General features: G+C 65.7%; 22 protein-coding genes. 5 read left to right on the top strand and 17 right to left on the bottom strand.

Annotated elements, in window-relative coordinates; genetic code table 11:
• Position 1: 1 nt before the first annotated feature.
• Entirely contained in the window at positions 2-1,558 is a 1,557-nt protein-coding gene (locus LDZ27_RS21665; protein WP_244817847.1) for an efflux transporter outer membrane subunit, read from the top strand.
• Here LDZ27_RS21665 and LDZ27_RS21670 read toward each other — a convergent pair.
• Positions 1,555-1,794, bottom strand: coding sequence for a hypothetical protein (locus tag LDZ27_RS21670; RefSeq protein WP_244817848.1), 240 nt, complete (start codon positions 1,792-1,794; stop codon positions 1,555-1,557). The two genes, LDZ27_RS21665 and LDZ27_RS21670, sit on opposite strands and share 4 nt — an antisense overlap.
• Before the next feature lie 224 nt (positions 1,795-2,018).
• Between LDZ27_RS21670 and LDZ27_RS21675 the strand changes: the two genes are divergently transcribed.
• On the top strand, positions 2,019-2,486 hold the full coding sequence (locus tag LDZ27_RS21675; protein ID WP_244817849.1) for a response regulator: 468 nt from the start codon (positions 2,019-2,021) through the stop codon (positions 2,484-2,486).
• Between the two features lie 30 nt (positions 2,487-2,516).
• On the opposite strand, the gene LDZ27_RS21680 is transcribed toward LDZ27_RS21675, so the two are convergent.
• The 3 genes from LDZ27_RS21680 to LDZ27_RS21690 all read right to left on the bottom strand — a co-directional run bounded on the left by LDZ27_RS21680 (position 2,517) and on the right by LDZ27_RS21690 (position 4,660).
• Positions 2,517-2,933, bottom strand: a complete 417-nt coding sequence (locus tag LDZ27_RS21680; protein WP_244817850.1) for a hypothetical protein — start codon at positions 2,931-2,933, stop codon at positions 2,517-2,519.
• A 170-nt stretch (positions 2,934-3,103) separates the two neighbouring features.
• Positions 3,104-3,514, bottom strand: a complete 411-nt coding sequence (locus LDZ27_RS21685; protein WP_244817851.1) for a hypothetical protein — start codon at positions 3,512-3,514, stop codon at positions 3,104-3,106.
• 210 nt (positions 3,515-3,724) lie between these two features.
• Positions 3,725-4,660, bottom strand: coding sequence for a serine hydrolase (locus LDZ27_RS21690; RefSeq protein WP_244817852.1), 936 nt, complete (start codon positions 4,658-4,660; stop codon positions 3,725-3,727).
• Positions 4,661-4,790: 130 nt separating this feature from the next.
• On the opposite strand from LDZ27_RS21690, the gene LDZ27_RS21695 reads away from it, so the two are divergent.
• Positions 4,791-6,224, top strand: coding sequence for an AarF/UbiB family protein (locus LDZ27_RS21695; RefSeq protein WP_244817853.1), 1,434 nt, complete (start codon positions 4,791-4,793; stop codon positions 6,222-6,224).
• Between the two features lie 4 nt (positions 6,225-6,228).
• Here LDZ27_RS21695 and LDZ27_RS21700 read toward each other — a convergent pair whose 3' ends face one another.
• From LDZ27_RS21700 to cyoA, 8 genes are all read right to left on the bottom strand, one after another.
• Positions 6,229-7,026, bottom strand: coding sequence for an IclR family transcriptional regulator (locus tag LDZ27_RS21700; protein WP_244817854.1), 798 nt, complete (start codon positions 7,024-7,026; stop codon positions 6,229-6,231).
• A gap of 10 nt (positions 7,027-7,036) precedes the next feature.
• A complete protein-coding gene (locus LDZ27_RS21705; RefSeq protein WP_244818003.1) occupies positions 7,037-7,765 on the bottom strand; it encodes an SDR family NAD(P)-dependent oxidoreductase in 729 nt (242 codons plus the stop codon).
• An 11-nt stretch (positions 7,766-7,776) separates the two neighbouring features.
• A complete protein-coding gene (locus LDZ27_RS21710; protein WP_244817855.1) occupies positions 7,777-9,078 on the bottom strand; it encodes an MFS transporter in 1,302 nt (433 codons plus the stop codon).
• 62 nt (positions 9,079-9,140) lie between these two features.
• Positions 9,141-9,668: a 2,4'-dihydroxyacetophenone dioxygenase family protein gene (locus LDZ27_RS21715; protein WP_244817856.1), complete on the bottom strand. Its 528-nt coding sequence runs from the start codon at positions 9,666-9,668 to the stop codon at positions 9,141-9,143.
• A 179-nt stretch (positions 9,669-9,847) separates the two neighbouring features.
• Positions 9,848-10,189: a cytochrome o ubiquinol oxidase subunit IV gene (cyoD, locus tag LDZ27_RS21720; protein ID WP_244817857.1), complete on the bottom strand. Its 342-nt coding sequence runs from the start codon at positions 10,187-10,189 to the stop codon at positions 9,848-9,850.
• Positions 10,189-10,794, bottom strand: coding sequence for a cytochrome o ubiquinol oxidase subunit III (cyoC, locus tag LDZ27_RS21725; RefSeq protein WP_244817858.1), 606 nt, complete (start codon positions 10,792-10,794; stop codon positions 10,189-10,191). The genes cyoD and cyoC overlap by 1 nt, the downstream gene beginning before the upstream one ends.
• The gene (gene cyoB / locus LDZ27_RS21730; RefSeq protein WP_244817859.1) at positions 10,795-12,804 is read right to left on the bottom strand and encodes a cytochrome o ubiquinol oxidase subunit I; all 2,010 of its coding nucleotides are present in this window, start codon (positions 12,802-12,804) and stop codon (positions 10,795-10,797) included.
• A 4-nt stretch (positions 12,805-12,808) separates the two neighbouring features.
• Positions 12,809-13,693 (bottom strand): ubiquinol oxidase subunit II, encoded by an 885-nt coding sequence (gene cyoA / locus LDZ27_RS21735; RefSeq protein WP_244817860.1) that lies wholly within the window; start codon positions 13,691-13,693, stop codon positions 12,809-12,811.
• Here cyoA and LDZ27_RS21740 point away from each other — a divergent pair.
• Together LDZ27_RS21740 and LDZ27_RS21745 are read left to right on the top strand one after the other, a co-directional pair.
• On the top strand, positions 13,660-14,055 hold the full coding sequence (locus LDZ27_RS21740; RefSeq protein ID WP_244817861.1) for a hypothetical protein: 396 nt from the start codon (positions 13,660-13,662) through the stop codon (positions 14,053-14,055). The genes cyoA and LDZ27_RS21740 overlap by 34 nt on opposite strands.
• A gap of 15 nt (positions 14,056-14,070) precedes the next feature.
• Positions 14,071-14,820 carry a hypothetical protein gene (locus tag LDZ27_RS21745; RefSeq protein WP_244817862.1) on the top strand — a complete coding sequence of 250 codons (750 nt, stop codon included), beginning with the start codon at positions 14,071-14,073 and terminating at the stop codon, positions 14,818-14,820.
• Here LDZ27_RS21745 and LDZ27_RS21750 read toward each other — a convergent pair.
• From LDZ27_RS21750 to LDZ27_RS21770, 5 genes are read right to left on the bottom strand one after another with little or no spacing between them, the layout of a single operon-like run.
• Entirely contained in the window at positions 14,817-16,592 is a 1,776-nt protein-coding gene (locus tag LDZ27_RS21750; protein WP_244817863.1) for a glycoside hydrolase family 15 protein, read from the bottom strand. The genes LDZ27_RS21745 and LDZ27_RS21750 overlap by 4 nt on opposite strands.
• Positions 16,593-16,597: 5 nt before the next feature.
• A complete protein-coding gene (locus LDZ27_RS21755) occupies positions 16,598-17,599 on the bottom strand; it encodes an SDR family oxidoreductase (RefSeq protein WP_244817864.1) in 1,002 nt (333 codons plus the stop codon).
• On the bottom strand, positions 17,596-19,254 hold the full coding sequence (locus LDZ27_RS21760) for a GMC family oxidoreductase (RefSeq protein ID WP_244817865.1): 1,659 nt from the start codon (positions 19,252-19,254) through the stop codon (positions 17,596-17,598). Before LDZ27_RS21760 ends, LDZ27_RS21755 begins: the two co-directional genes overlap by 4 nt.
• On the bottom strand, positions 19,244-19,891 hold the full coding sequence (locus LDZ27_RS21765) for a gluconate 2-dehydrogenase subunit 3 family protein (protein WP_244817866.1): 648 nt from the start codon (positions 19,889-19,891) through the stop codon (positions 19,244-19,246). Before LDZ27_RS21765 ends, LDZ27_RS21760 begins: the two co-directional genes overlap by 11 nt.
• A complete protein-coding gene (locus tag LDZ27_RS21770) occupies positions 19,888-20,805 on the bottom strand; it encodes a hypothetical protein (RefSeq protein ID WP_244817867.1) in 918 nt (305 codons plus the stop codon). Before LDZ27_RS21770 ends, LDZ27_RS21765 begins: the two co-directional genes overlap by 4 nt.
• Between the last annotated feature and the right edge of the window lie 13 nt (positions 20,806-20,818).

Raw genomic sequence — 20,818 nt, forward strand, 5'->3', positions numbered from 1 at the left:
CATGACGCCGCGAATCTTCGTTCTGATGCTCGCTTTCGCGATGAGCGCGTGCGCGGTCGGCCCCGATTTCAAGCCGCCCGAAGCCGATCTTCCCGCTAACTGGAACGACATCGGACGCGCGCAGAACGCATCGTCGGATGCGCGCGCGCCGCACGCCGACGCGCCGTCGGTCGTGACGACATCCGCCGATCCCGATCCGCGCTGGTGGAAACAGTTCGACGATCCGACGCTCGACTCGCTGATCGATCGCGCCGTCGCGGGCAACCTCGATTTGCAAGGCGCCGTGCTGCGCATCGCGGCGGCGCGCGAGCAGAGCGTATCGGCGGCGGCGCAGGGCTTGCCGCAGTTGAGCGCGAACGCGAGCGTCATGCGCGAACAGCTCGGGCTGAAAGGCCTGCTGCAATCGCAGGGCGTGTACGACCGCATCGACGGGCTCGGCGCGAACGGCGCACAGATCCGGCAAGGGCTGGATTCGGCGACCGGACCGGTCACGCTCTTTCAGGATGGCTTCGACGCGTCGTGGGAACTGGACCTTTTCGGGCGCGTGCGGCGCTCGGTGGAATCGGCGAACGCGCAGACGCAGGCGGAAATCGAAAGCCGCAACGACGCGCTCGTGTCGCTCGAAGCGGAAGTTGCGCGCACGTATGCGCAGTTGCGCGGCGCGCAGGCGATCCGGCAGATCACGCTCGACGAAATCGACGCCGAACAGCAGATTCTCGATCTCACGCGCGAACAGGCGCGCGTCGGCCTCACGAGCCAGCAGGACGTGCAAAGCGCGAGCGCGCAAGTCGGCGCGTTGCAGGCGCAGGTGCCGTCGCTCGATGCGCAAACCGCGCAGGCGATGAACGCGCTCGCGGTGCTGACCGGCAGCGCGCCGGGCACGCTCGACGCGGAACTCGCCGATGGCGGCGCCGTGCCGCCCGTTCCGCCGACCGTGCCGGTCGGACTGCCATCGACGCTTGCGCGCCGCCGTCCCGACATCCGCCGCGCGGAGGCGCAGTTGCACGCGGCGACGGCGGAAGTGGGCGTCGCGGTCGCGCAGTTGTATCCGGATATCTCGCTGACGGGGCAAGTCGGCACGCGGGCGACGAACGCGCGTTATCTCGCGCGCTGGTCGAGTCTCTTCTGGTCGGTCGGGCCGAGCATTTCGCTGCCGATCTTCGAAGGCGGCGCGTTGCGCGCGAACGTGCGCGTCGCGAAGGCGCAGGCGGGGCAGGCGGCGCTGCAGTATCGGCAGACGGTGCTCAATGCGTTGCAGGACGTGGACAACGCGCTCGTTGCGTATCGCACGGAGCAGGACCGGCGCGCGGCGCTCGCGCGCACGGTCGAGGCGAATCGCGTGAGCCTGCAACTCGCGACCGACAGCTATCGCAAGGGGCTGACGCCGTTCGTGACCGTGCTCGACGCCGAACGCCAGCTTGCGCAAACGCGCGAACAGTCCGCGCAATCGACGGTGAATGTGACGACCGATCTCATCGCCGTGTACAAGTCGCTCGGCGGTGGATGGCAGGACGACGCGGCCAGCGCCGCCAGCGCCGCCAGCGCGCCGGGCGGCTAGCGGCGGCGCTTCTTCCAGTCGTAGCCGGCGGGCGGATCGGCGACGCCCGGCTTGCCGACCGACTGCGGGTTTTCGCTGCATAGCGTGACGAAGCCGATGGCTTCCCCCAGCGACTGGCGTTTCCTGAGCGCTTCCGCGAAGCGGAGCGCTTCTGCGAGCGCGGTCGCATCGAATGTGCGATGACGCGCTTCGGCTTCGGCGTGCGTATCGGACTCGAGCCAATAGACTACGAACATCGTGTGCCTCTGGATGTGGGACGAACCTGACTGAGCGGTCGGGGAAACATCGGTTCCTTCGTGGTGCAAAAAGCGCCGCGACGCACCGCGTGCGATACATCATCCAGCACCGGGTATTCCCGCAGTGCAACGTTGGCGACCCGCGCGCAGCCTCGGCTTGGCCGTTCATGCTGCGAAGCGGAACGCGAGTTGCTCTCGATGACGGTCTATCCGAGGCCAACGATATGCAAATCTCGCAACGACACGCACGCGTACCGGAAGAAGCCGTCTGGCACATTCCCGAGTGCGCCGTGCACCACGACGAGCCGCGCGTGCTCATCGCCGACGACGACCTCGAAGCCACCCGCGCGATCTCTCTCGCGTTCGAAGACGCCGACTTCACGGTGCGCGCGGTGCATACCGGCCTGGATGCCGTCACGCTCGCGCGCAAATGGCAGCCGGGCGTGGTGCTGCTCGATCTGATGATGCCGCTCGGCGACGGCTGGGAGGCCGCCGAAGCGATTCGCGCGCTGGATGCGTCGATGCTGCTGATCGCCCATACGGGCCGCACGAGCCCCGACGATTGCGCGCGGGCGCGCCGCACCGGTTTCAACGGTTATTTCATCAAGCCGACGCAGATCGACCGCATGATCGACTTGATGCGCACGTATTTTTACGCTCACGAAGGGCAGCGGCGCGCGCGCGAATGCTGATGCGCCTGCCGTGAGCGCACAGCGAGCCGTTCAGCACGCCTCTTTGAGTCGGCGCAGCGCGTCGAACCGCGACGTGCCCGTGGCCGCAGCGGGCGATGTGGCGGATGCGGCGTTGATGTCGACCGGGCGCGCGGGCAGCGTGCGTTGCAGTCCGGCGCAGAAGCCCTTTCTGAAGGCGCGCCGGTAAGTCCGGCGATACGCCTCGTCCGTCGACCATTCGCCGGCGCATTCGGAGAGCGCGTGCGTGAGCGCAAGCTGCTCGTGCGCGAGCGAGCGCAGCAGCGCAAGACATTGGGCTTGATCGATGCCGTCGGCGGTTGCCGTCGCCAGCACGTCCGACAGCGCGGCGATGGCGCCGGCGACATCGGCGCTGCGCTTTTCGACCGGCACCGGATGCGCGATGACGGGATGTCCCTCGCCGTTGATCGTGATCTTCACTTCGTCCATCTGTTCGTCCTCGTTCCGTCGCGCGCGACGCGTCGCGTAGCGTCGCGGTTTCCGGCAAGGAGGGCGATCCGGTGAACCGGGGCGAACGGCCGCGCGCAGGGCCGGGCAGTTTGCCCGACTTGGCTGCAGGTGGCAACTGCGCGCGTGCGGGCGTGCGGGCGGCGGGGCGCTCAGGCGTTGATGCGTCTTGCGGGAATGTCGTCGCTCGTGACGGCCGGCTGCTCGGCTTCCTGTTCGACATGCTGCTTAAGCACGTCGTCCCAATAGCGGCAGTAGCCGGCCCAGAACGGAACCTGCGTCTTGGCGCATGCATCGCCGGGCAACGGATGCGGCAGCATGCGCGACAGACGCCCGATTTCCTTGCGCTTCCATTGCAAGAGCGTGCGGCGCGGGCCGCGCGTCGCGGGGCAGAGTTCGTTGAGACGCGCCACGGCGAGCCACAAGCCTTCGGCGGGGCGCGATGCCATCGTGGTCAGAATCCCGGTATTTGGGCGCGGCCCACGCTCGTGACAGACGATGGCCCCGATCTGTCCGAGGATGTACATGGTTCTTTCGATGGATTGCTCGACCGGAGGCTGCATGGCGCGTCCTTGTTGTGATGGTTTGAACATGGCCTCTCAGGTGGCCCCGTGCGAGTCCGGCGCCGGGCGGATCGGCGGCTCGCGGTCACTCTCGAAATTGATACGGTGTTGCACGAGGGCATTACGATACCGTATCGAAAAGCTTCGCATCGCGTATGGACAAAAAGATACATTCGTCATACGCATACGCTGCCGATGGGCAACTCTGGACTAATGCGCGCCGAGGACGTGCTCCTCGAAAAGCGCGCGAACGCCTTTGTGAGCCGCGTCGTTGTCGGATGTCGCAGCGGCCACGATGCGCTGCTCGCGCGCCACGAAGATGAACTGCTCGCCGAAGCCCGCCGCGAACACATAGCGCGGCGCGATCCACCAGAGATAGCCGTAGCGCGCGTCGTGCATCGGCGGGCCGCCTTCGCTGTGAACGGACAAGGCATCGTCGATGAACGCGGCGTCGATCAATTGCGTGCCGCGCCAGTTGCCGCGATCGAGCATCAGCGTGCCGAGCTTCGCCATGTCGCGCGGACGCAGTTCGAGGCCGCGTCCGGCGAAGGTATGCCCGGCTTCATCGGCGATCCATTCGAAACGGTCGATGCCAAGCGGCGCGAACAGCTTCGCGCCGACGTACTCTGCGACGGTCTGCCCCGTCACGGCTTCGACCGCGAGCGAGAGCAACTGCACCGCGTGCGTGTCATAGAGAAATTGCGCGCCAGGCGCGTGCGCGAGCGGCCGCGACAGCACGAAGCTCTCGCGGTCTTCGTCGCCCGCGAACCGGTCGCACGCCCCGAGCACGCAATCGTCGATGGCGCGCTGGTTCCAGTCGAAGCCCGAAGTCATGGTGAGCAGATGGCGCAACGTGATGCGCCGCACGCGCTCGTCGAGCGCCGGGTCGCGCGCTTCGGCGATGATCTCGGCGATGGGCGTGTCGAGGCTCGCGAAGCGCCGCTCGCCGAGCGCGATGCCGACCGCGAGCGCCACGACGCTCTTCGTGACCGAATTGATGTTTTCGAGCGCGTCGGGCGCCGCGTCGCCGCTGCGGTAGTGCTCGAAGACCGTCCGGGCATCGCGCACGACGACGAAGCTGCGCACGCCGCTGCCTTCGGTGCGGAGCGCGTCGCGCAGGGCGGCGTATTGCGGTTCCACTGTCATGTCGGATTGCGCATATCGTTAGGAAGCCGAATGAATAGCGCTCCCGCCGACGCACGGGAGCGAATCGTGCTAAAACTGGCGAGCAAGCCGGATGCCACGCCCCGTTCAATCCCTTCGCAAGGAACGTAATTTGTCCGTCCGACGACTCGCGACGCTCTGGCGCCTTGGCCGGGCGTTCGTCCGCGAAAGCCATGCGCCCGGCGACGGCGCGTCGATGCAGCGCATCGCGCGCTTTTTTGCGTCGCACGGTGCGCGCGCCGCGCCGCTCACCGGCGGCGTGGCTGCGCTCGCGCAATTGCCGCGCGTGTTTTCGCTTGCATCGGGTGTGCTCACGCGCCATCCGGCGCTCGCGGAAACGGCCGTGCGCGTCGCGCTCGCCGAAATGAACGGTCTCTTCACGCCCTACGATGCCGCGACGTTTCGCGCGGCATGCGCCGTCGCGTTTTCGGCCACGCCGCGCGTCGGACTGACGGAGATCGGCGCGACGCCGCTGCGCTCGGGCATCGCCGAGCAGACGCACGCCGCGCGCATCGACGGCGCGGCGGTCCGCATCACGCTATTGCGCGCCGATGCACGCGCGGAACTGGCGGAGGACCTCGACATCGCGCAGGCGGCGGCGCGCTTCGCGGAGCGGCGCTCGGCCACGGTGCGCGAATTGCAGGCGGTCGAGTTGCTGCGCCGCGTGCGCGAGAACGTCGACACGATGCTCGATCTGCGCCAGCGCGCCGCCGATCAAAGCTATCTGCGCTATCGCCTGCGCGACGACGATCGCCTCGCCGTGCCCGAAGTGCTCTGGGATTACTGCAACAACGCGGTGTTGACGACGCGCGCCATCGAAACCGTCCCGCTGAACGACGCGCATGCGCTCGCGACGCACGGATTGCAGCAGGCCGATCTCGTCGCGACGCTGATCGAAGCCTTCTTCGAAATGGCGCTCGGGCAGGGTTTCTATCACGCCGGGCTGGATGCCGCGGGCGCGCGCGTGAGCGTCGAGCCGGATACGTTCGGGCAGATCGTGCTGGAAGCCGATAACCCGATGACCTTCTTCGCGGCGCACGAGCGCGAGTTCATCGTCGGGGTGTCGAACGCGCTGCTGGAAGGCGATCACAAGGCGGCGGCGCGCGCGCACTTCGAGCACGGGCGGCCCGAGGCGCATGCGGCGCATCACGAAGTGCGCGTCGAATCGACGTATCGGCGGGAGGCGGAGCGGTTTTCGTCGCCGGACGCGCGGCGCGGAACGCACGTCGCGCATTTATTCGACGCCATCGGCAAGGCGCCCGTCGAGCACATGTTCAGCGTCACGCACGGGCGCATCGCGTCGCGCGCGGTGCTGCTTTCGCGCAGGGTCGAAACGATCGAGCGCATGGTGCACGATGTCGCGCCGGATATCGACGTATGGGCGATTGCGCGCCGCGTGATCGCGCGGCTCGCGGCGGACCAGTTCGGCTGTCACGGCCTGCTCGCGCGTCTCGCGCAGGAAGCGACGCACTGGCCGCAGATGCTTCCGCGCCTGCCGACGCTCATCGCGAAGCGCGCGGGCGCGTCGCAGAGAAATACGTTCTAGGCGACTAGCGCGTGCCGGGGCTCATGCGCTCGGCAATGGCGCGGCACGCGTCCTTCAGCGGCGCGATGTAGGTTTCCATCGGCGTCTCGCTCTTGCGGAAAAGCGGAATGCTCACGCTCACGCAGCCGAGCGTCGCGCCGTTCGTGCCGACGATCGCGCTGCCGTAGCAGAAAATCTGCGCCTCGTTTTCTTCGCGGTCTTCCGCGTAGCCGCGCGTTTTGCAGGCGTCGAGTTCGGCGTCGAGCGCGTTTCGTTCGACGATGGTGTTTTCCGTGAAGCGCTCGAACGCGATGCCGTGCAGCAGCGCGTCGCGTTCGGCGCGCGCGAGCGTCGATAAATACGCCTTGCCGACCGAACTCGAATAGAGCGTCACGCGCGTGCCGATGCGCGATGCCATGCGCACGGCGTGCGGGCTTTCGAGCTTCTCGACATAGACCATTTCCGCGCCGCTTCGCACCGCGAGATGCACCGTTTCCTGCGTGACGTCGCGCAGCGCGCGCAACGCGTCGGCGGCGGCGATGCGCAAGTCCGAGCGCTCCCAGCTTCGGCTCGCAAGCGACATGAGGCGCGCGCCGAGCGCATAGTTGCCGCCGCGCGCGCTTTCCACGACGAGCCCTTCCGCGATCAACGCGCCGACGATGCGATACACGGTCGGGCGCGGATAGCCGCTTTGCGCCGCCAGATGCGCGATGGTCGGCGGCTCGGCGGCATCGGCGATCAACTGGAGCACCGCCATGAACTTGGAGAACGCGGCGGTGCCGGTCGCGCGGGCGGCGTCGAGCGAGGCGGAGTCGGAAGCCATGCGCAAACGCTCAGGCGACGAGATAGCCGCCATCGACCGGAACGATCGCGCCGGTCATGAACGCCGCCGCGGGCGAGGCCAGAAACGCGACGACGCGCGCCACGTCTTCCGGCAAGCCCCAGCGCTTCATCGGCGTGCGCTCGAGAATCGCCTGCGAACGGCCGCCGTCGTCCTGAAGCGCCTGCGTGAGCGGGGTCGCGATCCAGCCGGGCGCGACCGCGTTCACGCGGATGCCGTCCGCCGCGTAGGCGATGGCGAGCGACTTCGTCAACTGCGCGACGCCGCCCTTGCTCGCGCTGTACGCGGGCACGAGGCCGCCGCCGAAAAACGTCAGCATCGACGCCGTGTTGACGATCGTTCCGCCGCTTTGCGCGAGCAGCGCGCGCGCGGCGGCGCACATGCGCATCGTGCCGTTTAGGTTCACGGCGATCACGCGCTCGAAGGTTTCGATGTCGTGCTCGTCGCCGCGCTTGATCATGCCCGCGCAGTTGACGAGGACATCCAGCGTATCGAGGCGCGCGAAGAGGTCGGCGGCGCTCGCGGCATCGGCGACATCGAGCGCGGCGACTTCGATGCCGCCGCCGAGCGCGTCGCGCTGCGCATCGGTCGGAGCGATGCCCGCCGCGATCACGCGCGCGCCGAGCGCGGCGAACTGCTGCGCGATGCCCGCGCCGATGCCCTGCGTGCCGCCCGTGACGACAACGGTCTTGCCCTTGAAGAGATCAGCCTGGAAAGTCATATCGGTCATGATTAGACGACGGGAACGGCGGCCGCTTCCTGCTCGGCATCCTGAATGGGCACGCGCACGACGAACATGTAGACGAGCGCGGCGGCGAACGCGACGGCCGCGCTGATCAGGAACGCGTTCACGAACGAATGCGTCCTGTCGACCACGAGCCCGGTGATGAACGGCGCGAACGAGCCGCCGAAGTAACCGCCGAAGTTCTGGATGCTGCCGAGCGACGCGACCATGTGGCGCGGTGCCGCCACCGAGACGAGCGCCCATGCCGCGCCGCTCGCCATGTTGACGAAGAACATCGCAGCCGAGAGATAGGTGATCGCGAGCGCGAGGTTCGGCGTGAACGCGGCCGGCACGGTGAAGAGCGCCGCGCCGATGAGCCCGGTGCAGATCGGCCACTTGCGGCTGCGGATCGGTGCGACGCCGCGCGACATCAGGCCATCGGCGATGAAGCCCGACGAAAGCATGCCGAGCGTGCCCGCGAGATACGGAATCGACACGATCCAGCCGGTCTTCGCAATCGTCAGATGACGCTCGTGCTCCAGATACGCGGGCAGCCACGTCAGATACAGCCACACCATATAGATGACGCCCATGAAGCCGAAGATCATGCCCCACGTCGTCGCCTTGCTGAAGAGGCCGCGCCATTCGGCGAAGCTCATGTTGCGTTCCGCGCGCTGCGCCGGTTCGCCTTCGGTCAAATGCGCGAGTTCCTGCGGTTCGAGCGCGACGTCCTTGCGGTTGCGATAGACGATGTACCAGCCGACCGCCACGGCAATGCCGAGCACGCCCATGATGACGAACATATTGCGCCAGCCGAAGGACAGCAGCAGCACGGTGAGGATCGGCGGCGCGAGTGCGGGGCCGATCGTCGATGACGTGACGAAGATGCCGGTCGGCTTGCCGCGCTCGCGTTGCGCGAACCATTCGGAGACGACCTTCGCGCCCGCCGGAAATTGCGGCGCCTCGCCGATGCCGAGCGCGATGCGCGCGCCGAGAAACTGATGCAGGTTCGTGACCAGCCCGCCGAACAGCTGCGCGACGGACCACACGAACATGCCGAGCCCGAGCATGATGCGCGCGCCGAAGCGGTCGAGCATCACGCCGATGGGCAACTGCGAGAACGCATACGCGAACGAGAAGGCCGAAAGCAGCAAGCCCATCTGCGATGCGGAAAGCCCGAGTTCCTGCGTGACCGAATGATTGGCGATCGACAGCGTGCTGCGGTCGAGATAGTTCACGATTCCCGCGAGCGTCAGGAACGTGAGCGCGATCCACTGAATGCGCTTCAGGCGCGGCGATTTGCTCTGCATGGTGTCTCCTCCGAACGCGCTTCTACGAGGCTTCGGCTGGTGTGGGTTGAAAAGCGTGGGCGTTAGCGAATGAACTGGTCGACGAAATCCGCGCCCAGCCCGACCGACTCGTAGTGCTTGCGGCACATGTCGACCTTGGTGAACACGTCTTCGTAACCGGTGAACTTGCCGTAGGGATCGCAGTAGAACATGACGCCGTTCACCTGAAAGTAGGTGATCATCTCTTCGACGTCCTCGGGCACGTAAAGCGTGTGCGTTTCGCCGGGCGGCTCGAAGACGTAGCTGCCTTCGGTCGCTTCCCAGTCATGCTCCAGATAGCGCCAGCGCCCCTTGAGCACCATGCCGTGCACGGCTTGCGGATGACGGTGCCGCGACAGAACGCCTGACTTGCGCACGCGCAGGAGGTTCATCCAGTAGCCGGTGGAGACGTTCAGGCACAGCGGGCGAAACCACACGTTCTCGGCCTGCGGAACCCATTCGCGCTCATCGCTCGGAATCGCGTGGCCGATCACAATCTCCTTCTGCGCTTCCTTGGGGTTCGGATATTGATACGGCGTCATGGCATCCGCCGACGGCTTTGGCGCGGGCATCGCGTCTCCTTTGTCCACAATATGGATGATGAAATCAAATTATGGACAGATATTCGCGCCATGCCTGCCGATTGTCAATATTTGTAAGCAGATGACTAACTTAGGGGAAATACGGAGACAAAAAAAGAGCGGGTCCGAAACCGGACCCGCTCTTCTTGCGATGATGAGGCAGCTTACGCTTAGCGGGCCATCATCAGCATGTGCACGTTATGCATGACCCAGACCGTGCCGACGATGATGACGAGCGACATCAGGATCGTGTAGGCAAACGACAAGGCATGCCAGCGCTGGCCCTTCGATGCGTTGACGTGCAGGAAGAAGACGACGTGCACGATCACTTGCACCGCAGCCAGCACCGCGAGCACGGCGATGCCCTGCTCGCCCGACACCTTGCCGGTGGCGACGAGCCAGAACGATGCGACCGTGAGCGCGACCGCCAGTACGAACCCGACGAGATACCCGCCCGCGGTGACGTGCGGAATGTCGCTATGCGTGGTGTGCGTTGTAGGTGTATTGGCCATTAGACGACGCTCGCAAGGTAGACGAAGGAGAACACGCAAATCCAGACGATGTCGAGGAAGTGCCAGAAGAGGCTCAGGCACGCCAAGCGCCGCAGTTCGCGCTCGCCCAGTTCGGGCTTCTGCACGATCTGCACGGCGAGCACGACCAGCCAGATCAGGCCGAACGTCACGTGCAGCCCGTGCGTGCCGACGAGCGTGAAGAACGACGACCAGAACGCGCTGCGCTGCGGGCCGGCGCCTTCGGTCACGAGATGCGCGAACTCGCGCAGCTCGATGCACAGGAAGCCCGCGCCCAGCAGGAACGTGACGAAGAGCCACGCGAGCACCGCGCTCGTCTTTTTGCGATGCGCGGAGATCATCGCAAAGCCGAACGTCAGACTGCTCACGAGGAGCAGCGCGGTTTCGATCGCGACATCGCCGAGATCGAAGAGGTCTTTGGCCGTCGGGCCGCCAGCGAACTGGTGCGCCATCATCGCGAAAGTCGCGAAGAGCGACGCGAACAGCACGCAGTCGGTCATCAGGTAGGACCAGAAGCCGAACACCGAATGAGACGGCGAGTGTTCGTGCTCGTGCGCGTCATGCGCGGAAAGCGTCGATTGCGACATTTACAGCACCTCCATTTCCAGTTCGCGCGCCGCGCCTGCCGCAGCCGGCGATTTCGGCGGACGATTCCGCTCTTCAGTCGCTTTGACGGTGGCCGCGGGAATGATGTAGCCCGCGTTCGCGCCGAAGCTATAGCCGATGGCGACCGCCGCCATGCCGACGAGACCGACGACCACCAGCCACACGATGTGCCACACCGCCGCGAAGCCGAATGCCAGCGCGAATACGCCGATCAGCACGCCAGCGCTCGTGTTCGACGGCATGTGGATGTCGCGGAACGCGCGCGTTTCCTTGAGGCCGGTTTCTTTCGCGTGCGCGAAGTCGTCCAGTTCGCGAACGGCCGGCAGATGCGCGAAGTTATAGACCGGCGGCGGCGAACTGATCGACCATTCCAGCGTGCGGCCATCCCACGGGTCGCCAGTGACGTCGCGGTAAGCCGGTTGATCGCGGCGAATCACGCTCACCATGATCTGCGCGACCTGGAACGCGACGCCCAGCGCGATGATGCCGACGCCGCACGCCGCGACGATCAGGTACGGTTGCCAGGCGGGGTTGTCGTAGTGCTGCAGGCGGCGCGTCATGCCCATGAAGCCGAGAATGTAGATCGGCACGAACGCGACGAAGAAGCCCACGAACCAGCAGATGAACGCGTTGCGGCCGAGCTTTTCGTCGAGCTTGAAGCCGAACACCTTCGGCCACCAGTACTGCACGCCCGCGAAGTAGCCGAACACCACGCCGCCGATGATCGCGTTATGGAAGTGCGCGATCAGAAAGAGGCTGTTGTGCAGCACGAAGTCCGCGCCGGGAATGGCGAGCATCACGCCCGTCATGCCGCCGAGCGTGAAGGTGATGATGAAGCCGATGGTCCACAGGACCGGCGTCGTGAACTGCACGCGGCCGCGGTACATCGTGAAGAGCCAGTTGAAGATCTTCACGCCGGTCGGGATGGAAATGACCATCGTCATGATGCCGAAGAAGGCATTGACGTTCGCGCCCGAACCCATCGTGAAGAAGTGGTGCAGCCACACGAGGAACGACAGCACCATGATGCAGCACGTCGCGTAGACCATCGTCTTGTAGCCGAAGAGCGGTTTCTTCGAGAACGTCGAGACGACTTCCGAGTAAATGCCGAACGCCGGGAGAACCAGGATGTACACCTCGGGGTGGCCCCAGGCCCAGATCAGGTTCAGATAGACCATCGGGTTGCCGCCGGCATCGTTCGTGAAGAAGTGCATGCCGAAGTAGCGGTCGAGCGCAAGCAGCGCGAGCGCGACCGTCAGGATCGGGAACGTGGCCATGATGAGCACGTTCGAGCAGAACGCCGTCCACGTGAACACCGGCAGCTTCATCCACGTCATGCCGGGCGCGCGCATCTTCACGATGGTCGTGAAGAAGTTCACGCCGGTAAGCAGCGTGCCGACGCCCGACAACTGCAACGCCCAAATGTAGTAATCGACGCCCACGCCGGGACTGCACTGCGTCTCGGAGAGCGGCGGATACGCGAGCCAGCCCGTCGCCGAGAATTCGCCGATGAAAAGCGACAGGTTGATCAGAATGGCGGCCATGGCCGTCATCCAGAACGAGAGCGAGTTGATGAACGGGAACGCAACGTCGCGCGCGCCGATCTGCAAGGGCACCACGAGATTGAAGAACGCCACGAGCAGGGCCATCGCCATGAAGAAGATCATGATGGTGCCGTGCGCCGAGAAGATCTGGTCGTAGTGATGCGGCGGCAGGAAGCCCGGAGAATCCAGCGCGACGGCCTGCTGCGCGCGCATCATGACGGCATCGACGAAGCCGCGCACGAGCATCAGCCCCGCGACGACGAGATACATGACGCCGATGCGCTTATGGTCCGTCGAAGTCAGGTACTCGCGCCAGAGCCAGCCCCATTTTTCGAACTTGGTGAGAAGGGCGGCCGTACCGAGCGCCAGGATCGCCATGAGGACGGTTGCCCCCATGATGATCGGCTCGTGATACGGGATCGCCTCGAGCGTTAATTTGCCGAACATGGCATTACCCCTTGGTTACACAATTCGCACCAACGGCGACATTTCCGTTGTTGTACTTGCCGACGATGTTGTTGAAGAGCTTCGAATCGACGGTGGAGAAGTAGCGCACGGCTACCTTCTGGCTAGGACGCGAGACGCCGGCATACACGTTCATGTCGAGGCCTTCCTGCGCGGTCTTGACGTTCGCGACCCACGCGTCGAAGTCCGTTTGCGACATGGCGAGCGCGCGGAACTTCATGTCGGAGAAGCCTGCGCCGCTATAGTTCGCGGAGATGCCCGCATAGTCGCCCGCGTGGTCCGCTTGCAGATGCAGTTGCGTCTGCATGCCGGCCATTGCGTAGATCTGGCTGCCGAGCTGCGGGATGAAGAACGAGTTCATCACGGAGTCCGACGTAATGCGGAAATTGACCGGCGTGCCGACCGGAAACGCGACCTGGTTGACCGACGCCACGCCCAGATCCGGATAGATGAAGAGCCACTTCCAGTCGAGCGCGACGACTTCGACGTTGATCGGCTTCACGTCCGACTGAATGGGCTTGTACGGATCCAGCTCGTGCGTGCTCTTCCAGGTGAGCATGCCGAGGTACAGGATGATGACCGCCGGAATCGCCCACACGACGACCTCGATGGCCGTGGAGTGCGCCCATTTCGGCGCGTACGTGGCGTTCCTGTTGGATGCGCGATAGCGCCAGGCGAAGATCAGGGTGAGCAGGATCACCGGAACCACGACGAGGAGCATCGTGAACGTGGCGGTGGCGATCAGCGAGCTTTCCGCTGCGCCGATGACGCCTTTCGAATCGAGCACCTCGAGCTTGCATCCCGAGAGACAGACACTGCCGAACAAACCCGATAACAATGGCGCTGCTAAACGGTGAGTATTTTCATTCATTGCATTCGCTGGTTTTTTGGATCGAAGCGTCCTCTGAAGAACGCCGTTTCACGGCGTTGCGCCGCGCCGCGATCATGCCACGCGAGATTTATCGCGATGTTGCGAATGTATGGAATTTGGTCTCAAAACAGGGGCTTGCGACGCTGTGTCGCGCGGGCGGCGTCGTTGCCGTGAGAGGGCGTTCGCGGCGTTTCGAGAGGAGGTCGAAGGAAAGCGGAACTTGCCATTTTGCCGCGTCGGACGCGGGCGTGCGAGCCGCGCGAGAACGGCATGCCGAAAGCGTCAAATTTTGCATCGGTGACGCGCGTGCAGATGTTCGGAGCGATGAGACCCGTCAGAATGCGTGCCTCGATTTCGCATGACTCCAGACGCACGACATGAAGAAAACCTTGTTCGTCCTCGCCGCGACGCTGCTCGCGCCGACATTCGCTCACGCCGCATGCGAAGACACGATGCAAACGTGGGCCGACAAGCTGCATCCCGGCCGTACGCTCGATGCATCGCACAGCGCATGCAAGCCGTGGCCCGCGAATCCCGAACTGACGCTCGCGGCGCTCACGCTGCCTCACGCGGACAACGAGGGAAACGAGGGCACCTATGACCTCGACGTGCTCGTCGCGGATAGCGCGTCGGGGTCGATCGTGGCGCATGCATACCAGCCGGACGCGATCGAGTCCGATGGCATCGCGTTCGCCGACATCGCGCTCGACACGGCGCGCTATCAGCTCACGCCGACGAATCGCGCGTTCGGCGTGCGCATCGGGCATGAAGGGGCGTCGGTGGCCAATCCCTACGCGCGGACATCGCTGAGCCTTTATGTCGTCGATGGTCAGACGCTGCGGCTCGTGCTCGACCGGCTGACGGTCGAGCAAGCAAGCGGCGAATGGGACACGCGATGCAAGGGCTTCTACGACACGACGACGCGCAGCGTCTCGCTAGGCGCGCCGGGCCGCGACGGTTATGCGTCGCTCAAGCTCAACGGCAAGACGGTCCACAGCGTGTCGCGCTGGGTTAAGGACGACTGCGTCGGCAAGGACGGCCCGCCGAAGCGTGAAAGCGCGACGCTCGATTATCGCGACGGACGGTACGCCGTGCCGAAGAGCATGCGGCAACAGGGCTCGTCCTAGCCGCCGCCTCGCTGCAACGTCGGCCCGCTGAGTCCGAGCGCCGTATTGATGACGGCGAGATGCGTGAGCGCTTGCGGGAAGTTGCCCGCGAGCTCGCGGCGCTGCGCGTTGTACTGTTCGGAGAGCAGTCCGACATCGTTCGCCGTCGCGAGCACGCGCTCGAACTGTTCGCGCGCCTCGTCGGTCCGCCCCTGCAACTGCAGACAATCCGCCATCCAGCACGAACAGGCGAGAAACGTGCCTTCATTCGGGCCGCACGGGTCCCGACGCAGGCGCCTGATCAAGCCGTTTTCGCTCAGTTCGCGACGTATCCTTTCGATCGTCGACGCCATGCGCGGATGATCTGCGGGAAGAAAGCCGACGAGCGGCATCAGCAGAAGGCTTGCATCGAGTTCTTCGCCGCCGTAGTACTGCGTGAATGTGCCGAGTCCCTCGTTCCAGCCTTCACGCATGACCTCTTCGTGGATGTGCTCGCGCAGTGACGCCAGCCGTTCCACGAGCGGCGAGCGGGCGCTGTCGGCCGCATGGCTGTTCACGAAGCGATCGAGCGCCACCCAGACCATCACGCGCGAATACGTGTAGTGCCGCGGCCTCGCACGCGATTCCCATATGCCCGCGCCCGGCAAGCGCCAGACTTCGTGCAGGTGCTCGACGATGCGCGTCTCGATTGCGTCTTCGTGGCTTGCCGGATCGAGCCCGCCGCGCCGCGCGACATCGAGGCAGTCGATGACTTCTCCTAGCACGTCGAGTTGGTGCTGGCCCCCTGCCGCATTGCCGATGCGCACGGGCTTCGCGTAACGGTGGCCTTGCAGCCAGTCGATCTCCCATTCGGGAAGATGACGTCCGCCATCCACGCGATACATGATGCGGCTTCTTTCCGGCGAGGTAGCGATGGTGCGCAGCAGCCAGTCGCGCCACGCGCCCGCTTCCTCGCGATAGCCCGCATTGAGCAGCGCCACCATCGCGAAGCTGGTGTCGCGCAGCCACGCATAACGGTAGTCCCAGTTCAGCTCGCCGCCCGGTGCTTCGGGAAGCGAAGTCGTGGGCGCCGCGACGATCGCGCCGGTGCGCCGGTGCATCAGCGCCTTCAGCGTCAACAGGGAACGTCGGACCGGCTGCGGCCACGCTGTCCGGCTGTCGTCGAATTTCGCGATCCACTCGCGCCAGAAGCGTTGCGTCTCATGCAGTGCGAGATGCGGGTCGGGCGGTTCCGGAGGCGCTTCGTGCGCCCGCGTGTAGGTCATTGCGAAACTCACGCATTCGCCCGCGCTAACGGCGAAGCGCGCGCGCATCGCGCCGTCGGCCACGTCCATGTCGATGGCCGTTCGAAGCATCACGCGGTCGGCTCCGATGCGCGCCTGCATTGCGCCGTCGATGCTCTCGATCAGCGGCGCGAGTTCGCCATAATTGAAGCGCAGCCGCAGTTCCGAGCGCATCGTGACGACGCCGCGCAAGCCGGTGACGATGCGGACGACCGAACTCGGGCCATGACCGACAGGCATGAAATCCGTGACGCGGACCGCGCCGTTCTCGGCCTCGAAGTCGGTTTCCACGACGAGCGTGTCGTGCTGATAGCGCCGCGCTTGCCGCTCGACACAATCGACCGGCGACAGCGTCCAGCATCCGTTGTCGGGCGTGCCGAGAAGCGCGGCGAAGCACGCATCGTCATCGAAGCGCGGCCAGCATAGCCAGTCGATCGAACCGTCGCGGCTCACGAGCGCGGCCGTTTCGCCGTCGCCGATGAGCGCATAGTCTTCGATCGGGCGGCTCATGGGCGTCAACTCCGGCGTTTCACGGCTGCGCGAAGCAGGCTCACCGCGCCGATGCCCGCGAGTCCCCAGAACAGCGTGCGATGGCGGTCCGTGAACATCTCCCAGCTATGCCGCCGCGCTTCGCCGTCGAACCGGCCGTGCGCGCCGTAGTCGCCGGGCACCGGATCGAAGAGATTGCCGCTTTCGTCGCGCCGGAGCGGTTCGTCCGTGACTTGGCCCGTGTAACCGGCGCGCGCGAGATAACGGTCGATCAGCGCGGGCGCGACGCGATTGGCGAGAATCGCCTTGACGGTCGAAAAGCCGAGCCACACTTCGCGGCGGCGATGCGTCGCGGCAAAGAAGATCGCGCGCGCGGCGACCTCCGGCTGAAAGATCGGCGCGACGGGCCGCGCGCGCTTGCCCATCTTGTTCATCGCCCAGTCGAATTGCGGCGTGTTGATGGCGGGCAACTCCACCATCGTCAGATGAACCTTCAGCTTGTCGTGGATGATCTCCGAGCGCAGCGAATCCGTGAAGCCGCGAATGGCGAACTTCGCGCCGCAGTAGACGGATTGCAGCGGCACCGAGCGATACGCGAGCGCCGAGCCGACATTCACGATGGTTCCGCGATTGCGCTTGCGCATGCGCGAGAGCGCGGCCATCATGCCGTGAACCTGACCGAGATACGTGACGCGCGTGCCGCGCTCGATTTCTTCTGCCGTCAACGCCGAGACGGGCGCGAACGCGGTTGCCATCGCGACGTTCACCCACACGTCGATAGGCCCGAGCGTTTCTTCCACGCGCGATGCCGCTGCGTCCACCGCTTTCGAATCGGCGACATCGGTCGGAATGGCGAGCGCGCGCACGCCGAAGCCCGCCTCGATCTGCGCGGCGGCTCGCGTGAGCCGGTCCGCGTCGCGCGACAACAGTGCGACGTCGTAGCCGTGGCGCGCGAATTCGTCGGCGGCAGCGCGCCCGACGCCCGCTCCCGCGCCGGTGATGACGGCGATCTTCTGTGTCGTGTTCATCGGAGATCTCCGCGAGCCGCGAGCGCCTCGATCCTGTCGGCGGTGCGCAGCGCGATGGCCTGTATGGTCAGCGACGGATTCACGCCGCCGACCGTCGGGAAGACGGAGCCGTCGCAGATCCAGAGATTGTCGATGTCCCAGCTTCGGCAGTCGGCATTGACGACGCTCGTCGCCGGATCGTCGCCCATGCGCGCGGTGCCGTTCAGATGACAGGTGTCGTCGGTTTCGCGCCATACGTCGCGCGCGCCCGCCGCTTCGAGCGCCGTGCTCATGAAATCGAGCGAATGCGCGACGAGGCGCTTGTCGTTGTCGCACAGCGAGTACGTCACGCGCGCGACGGGCAGGCCGTACTGGTCCTTCTCGTCGCTGAGTGTCACGCGATTGCGCTCCTGCGGCATGGTTTCCCCGACGATCTTCAGCCCCGCCTGATGGTTGTACTTCTGCATCTCGTCGAGCAAATGCTGGCCCCAGAGACCGCGCCCGTTCTGCGTCGAGGCCCACGCCACCGGCAACGGCCCCTGGCTCATGTAGCAATAGCCGCCGAAGAAATCCTTGCCCTTGTCCTCGTAATTCCAGTGCTCGGTCAGCGCAAGCGACGGCGGCCCCTTGTACCAGCGAACCTCCTCGTCCATCGTTCCCCACGCGGCCTGATTGGTCTGCACCATCAAGTTCTTGCCGACGAGACCGGAGCTATTGGCGAGGCCATCGGGAAAGCGGTCCGTCGCGGACATCAGCAACAGGCGCGGCGTTTCTATCGCATAGCCCGCCACGACGACATTGCGCGCGCGCTGAAACTGCCAGCGTCCTTCGCGCAGATATTCGACGCCGGTGGCGCGTCCGTCCTCGCCCATGACGACGCGCCCGACCATCGCGAGATCGCGAATCTCCGCGCCGGCGCGCACCGCGCGCGGTATCCACGTGACGAGCGCGCTTTGCTTCGCGTTGGTCGCGCAGCCCGACACGCAGAATCCGCGATAGACGCACGGATGCGCCTCGCCGCGCGGCGCGGAGACGGTGGCGAGCGGCGTCGGCGCCCAGTCGATGCCGAGCGCTTCGCAGCCGCGCGCGAGCACGAGCGCCGCGGCGTTCAGTTCATGCGCGCGATACGGATAGCGCGGACGCTTCGGCCCCCACGGATAGTTCACCGGCCCGGCGATCTTCAGCGCCTCTTCCACTTCCGCGTAATAGCGCCACATCTCGCGCCAGTCGAGCGGCCAGTCCGCGCCGTAGCCGAGCAGCGAGCGCGCCTTGAACCACTCGGGCCGAAAGCGCAGCGAGACCATCGCAAAGTGAACCGTGCTGCCGCCCACGGCCTTGCCGCTGTTGTTGTTGCCGAGCTTGAGCGGAGTGTCGCCGTCGCAGATGCGATCGTCGGTCCAGAAGAGCTTGCCCTGATGCGTCTCGTCCGATGCGAATTCTTCGAGCGGACGCCACCACGCGCCGGCATCGAACGCGACGACCTTGAAGCCCTTCTCCGCGAGACGGCAGGCGAGTGTGCCGCCGCCCGCGCCGGTTCCGACGATCGCGAAGTCCACCGCTTCATCCTGCGGATATTCGCGCATCGGAATCCACGCGCCGGGATGAAACACATCGGGCGCGCGTCCGTTCTTGCCGCGCGGAACGTGCTGCGCGTCGTGGGGCGAATCAGCGGACACGGCGGTTCTCCTTTCGCGCTTCGCCTTGTTCGCCGGGTTTCGCTTCGGCGGCTTCCCACGGATCGCGGCGGTTGGCGACCATGCGCACGTAACCGCGCGGATTGGCCGGACCGCCGAAGCCGATCTCGCTCCACGCGTGCGGGTGCGCGTAATACATGCCGCAAATGTCGTGCAGCACGCGCTCGGCGAAAAACACCGCGCTCGGCATGCCTTGCCATTCGGCGCGGTCGAGCTTGCCGTGCTGCATGTCGGTGAGCAGGGCGCATTGCGCGTTCTCGTCGATGCTCGCGAACGGCAGTTCGTGGCGCGCGCGGCTTTCGGCGTCGAGCGCGCGAAGGCCGATGCGCCACGCATCGCGCATCGGCGGCAGACGCGCGTCGCGATAGCCGTCGCCGGTGTTTTTCGCGAGACGCGCATCGACGAGCGCGGCGACCGGCACCGCGGGCCGCTGCCGGTCTTGCGGCACGATGCACGCGCACAACGCACAGAGCGCGCGCCACTCGACGGCATCGAAGAAATGCGGGTCGTTCGGCGTCGCGAGCCGTTCGTCGATGACATTGCGCGTGACAGCGTCCCATGACGGCGTGTCGCGCTTGCTCATCACGTCATAGTCGGGATAACAGGGCAATTGCTTCATTTTTTTTCGGTCTCCCGGAGACGCAGCGCCGCGAGTCCCGCAAGCGCGAGCGCCGAAAAGCTCGGCGGCGCGGGCAGTGGCGGTCCGTTGAAGAGATTCTGGCTCCAGTTGCGCCATCCGCCGCGCGCCCGCGCGACGCCGCGCGCATGAAAGCCCACGCCGATGAAGCCGAGCGCCGTCGTCACGCGCAGCCACAGCCGCGTGAACCAGTGCTCGCGCGGCGTTTCGAGCGCGGCATCGACGAGCAGCGCCGATGCGACCGGCGGAATGACGACCGGCGCGTACATGAACGGGTTCTGGAACGCGCCGCGAAAGTGCAGCAGCGCGACTTCGCCGAACGTGCCGATCAGTCCCGCGCTCGTGACGAGCGCGAGCGCCTGTCCCGCCGGCATGCCGAAAAGACGCGGCTCGTGCGCGGGTTCATCGCGCAATCGCTCCGACACCGCACCGAGTGCGCCGGAAAGCAGCAGCGCCATCGGCGCGCCGATGGGCGCGGCATAGAAGAGGTTGTGCCAGCTCCATCCGCCGGGGCGTTTCGTGATGTTGTAGAGATGAAACCCCGTCCCCGCGATGCCCGCGAGCGCCGCGCCGATGTACACCGAATCGCGGACCGGATGACGCGCCGGCTCCCGGTCCGTGCCGCCGTGCAGCCCCGCGAAGAGCGAGAGCGTCGATACGACGAGCGGCGTGTACATCGCGGGATTGTCGAAGGAGCCGCGATAGTGCTCCATCGCGCTGTCGGTGAGCACCGAGAGCGCGAGCAGCGCGGAGCTTCGGTTGAACGTGCGTGCGGTGTCGATGTGCGTCTGCACCGGCGAACGTTCCCGCTTGCGCCCGCCGAGACGCACGATGGCAAGCCCCGCTGCAGCGATCCCGCAGCCGATGGCGATGTCGATTGTTCTTGTCTGCGTCATTTTTGTCGATTCG

Origin of the sequence: Caballeronia sp. Lep1P3 (assembly GCF_022879595.1) — a bacterium.
Classification (GTDB): domain Bacteria; phylum Pseudomonadota; class Gammaproteobacteria; order Burkholderiales; family Burkholderiaceae; genus Caballeronia.

Excerpts from the sequence above, each read along its gene's own strand:
- LDZ27_RS21745 (WP_244817862.1), top strand. The coding sequence starts at position 14,071 with ATGAAGAAAACCTTGTTCGTCCTCGCCGCGACGCTGCTCGCGCCGACA.
- LDZ27_RS21715 (WP_244817856.1), bottom strand. The coding sequence starts at position 9,668 with ATGCCCGCGCCAAAGCCGTCGGCGGATGCCATGACGCCGTATCAATAT.
- LDZ27_RS21705 (WP_244818003.1), bottom strand. The coding sequence starts at position 7,765 with ATGACTTTCCAGGCTGATCTCTTCAAGGGCAAGACCGTTGTCGTCACG.
- cyoB (WP_244817859.1), bottom strand. The coding sequence starts at position 12,804 with ATGTTCGGCAAATTAACGCTCGAGGCGATCCCGTATCACGAGCCGATC.
- LDZ27_RS21770 (WP_244817867.1), bottom strand. The coding sequence starts at position 20,805 with ATGACGCAGACAAGAACAATCGACATCGCCATCGGCTGCGGGATCGCT.
- LDZ27_RS21750 (WP_244817863.1), bottom strand. The coding sequence starts at position 16,592 with ATGAGCCGCCCGATCGAAGACTATGCGCTCATCGGCGACGGCGAAACG.
- LDZ27_RS21710 (WP_244817855.1), bottom strand. The coding sequence starts at position 9,078 with ATGCAGAGCAAATCGCCGCGCCTGAAGCGCATTCAGTGGATCGCGCTC.
- cyoD (WP_244817857.1), bottom strand. The coding sequence starts at position 10,189 with ATGGCCAATACACCTACAACGCACACCACGCATAGCGACATTCCGCAC.
- LDZ27_RS21765 (WP_244817866.1), bottom strand. The coding sequence starts at position 19,891 with ATGAAGCAATTGCCCTGTTATCCCGACTATGACGTGATGAGCAAGCGC.
- cyoA (WP_244817860.1), bottom strand. The coding sequence starts at position 13,693 with ATGAATGAAAATACTCACCGTTTAGCAGCGCCATTGTTATCGGGTTTG.
- LDZ27_RS21680 (WP_244817850.1), bottom strand. The coding sequence starts at position 2,933 with ATGGACGAAGTGAAGATCACGATCAACGGCGAGGGACATCCCGTCATC.
- LDZ27_RS21740 (WP_244817861.1), top strand. The coding sequence starts at position 13,660 with ATGGCGCTGCTAAACGGTGAGTATTTTCATTCATTGCATTCGCTGGTT.
- LDZ27_RS21675 (WP_244817849.1), top strand. The coding sequence starts at position 2,019 with ATGCAAATCTCGCAACGACACGCACGCGTACCGGAAGAAGCCGTCTGG.
- LDZ27_RS21755 (WP_244817864.1), bottom strand. The coding sequence starts at position 17,599 with ATGAACACGACACAGAAGATCGCCGTCATCACCGGCGCGGGAGCGGGC.
- LDZ27_RS21690 (WP_244817852.1), bottom strand. The coding sequence starts at position 4,660 with ATGACAGTGGAACCGCAATACGCCGCCCTGCGCGACGCGCTCCGCACC.
- LDZ27_RS21670 (WP_244817848.1), bottom strand. The coding sequence starts at position 1,794 with ATGTTCGTAGTCTATTGGCTCGAGTCCGATACGCACGCCGAAGCCGAA.
- LDZ27_RS21685 (WP_244817851.1), bottom strand. The coding sequence starts at position 3,514 with ATGCAGCCTCCGGTCGAGCAATCCATCGAAAGAACCATGTACATCCTC.
- cyoC (WP_244817858.1), bottom strand. The coding sequence starts at position 10,794 with ATGTCGCAATCGACGCTTTCCGCGCATGACGCGCACGAGCACGAACAC.
- LDZ27_RS21700 (WP_244817854.1), bottom strand. The coding sequence starts at position 7,026 with ATGGCTTCCGACTCCGCCTCGCTCGACGCCGCCCGCGCGACCGGCACC.
- LDZ27_RS21665 (WP_244817847.1), top strand. The coding sequence starts at position 2 with ATGACGCCGCGAATCTTCGTTCTGATGCTCGCTTTCGCGATGAGCGCG.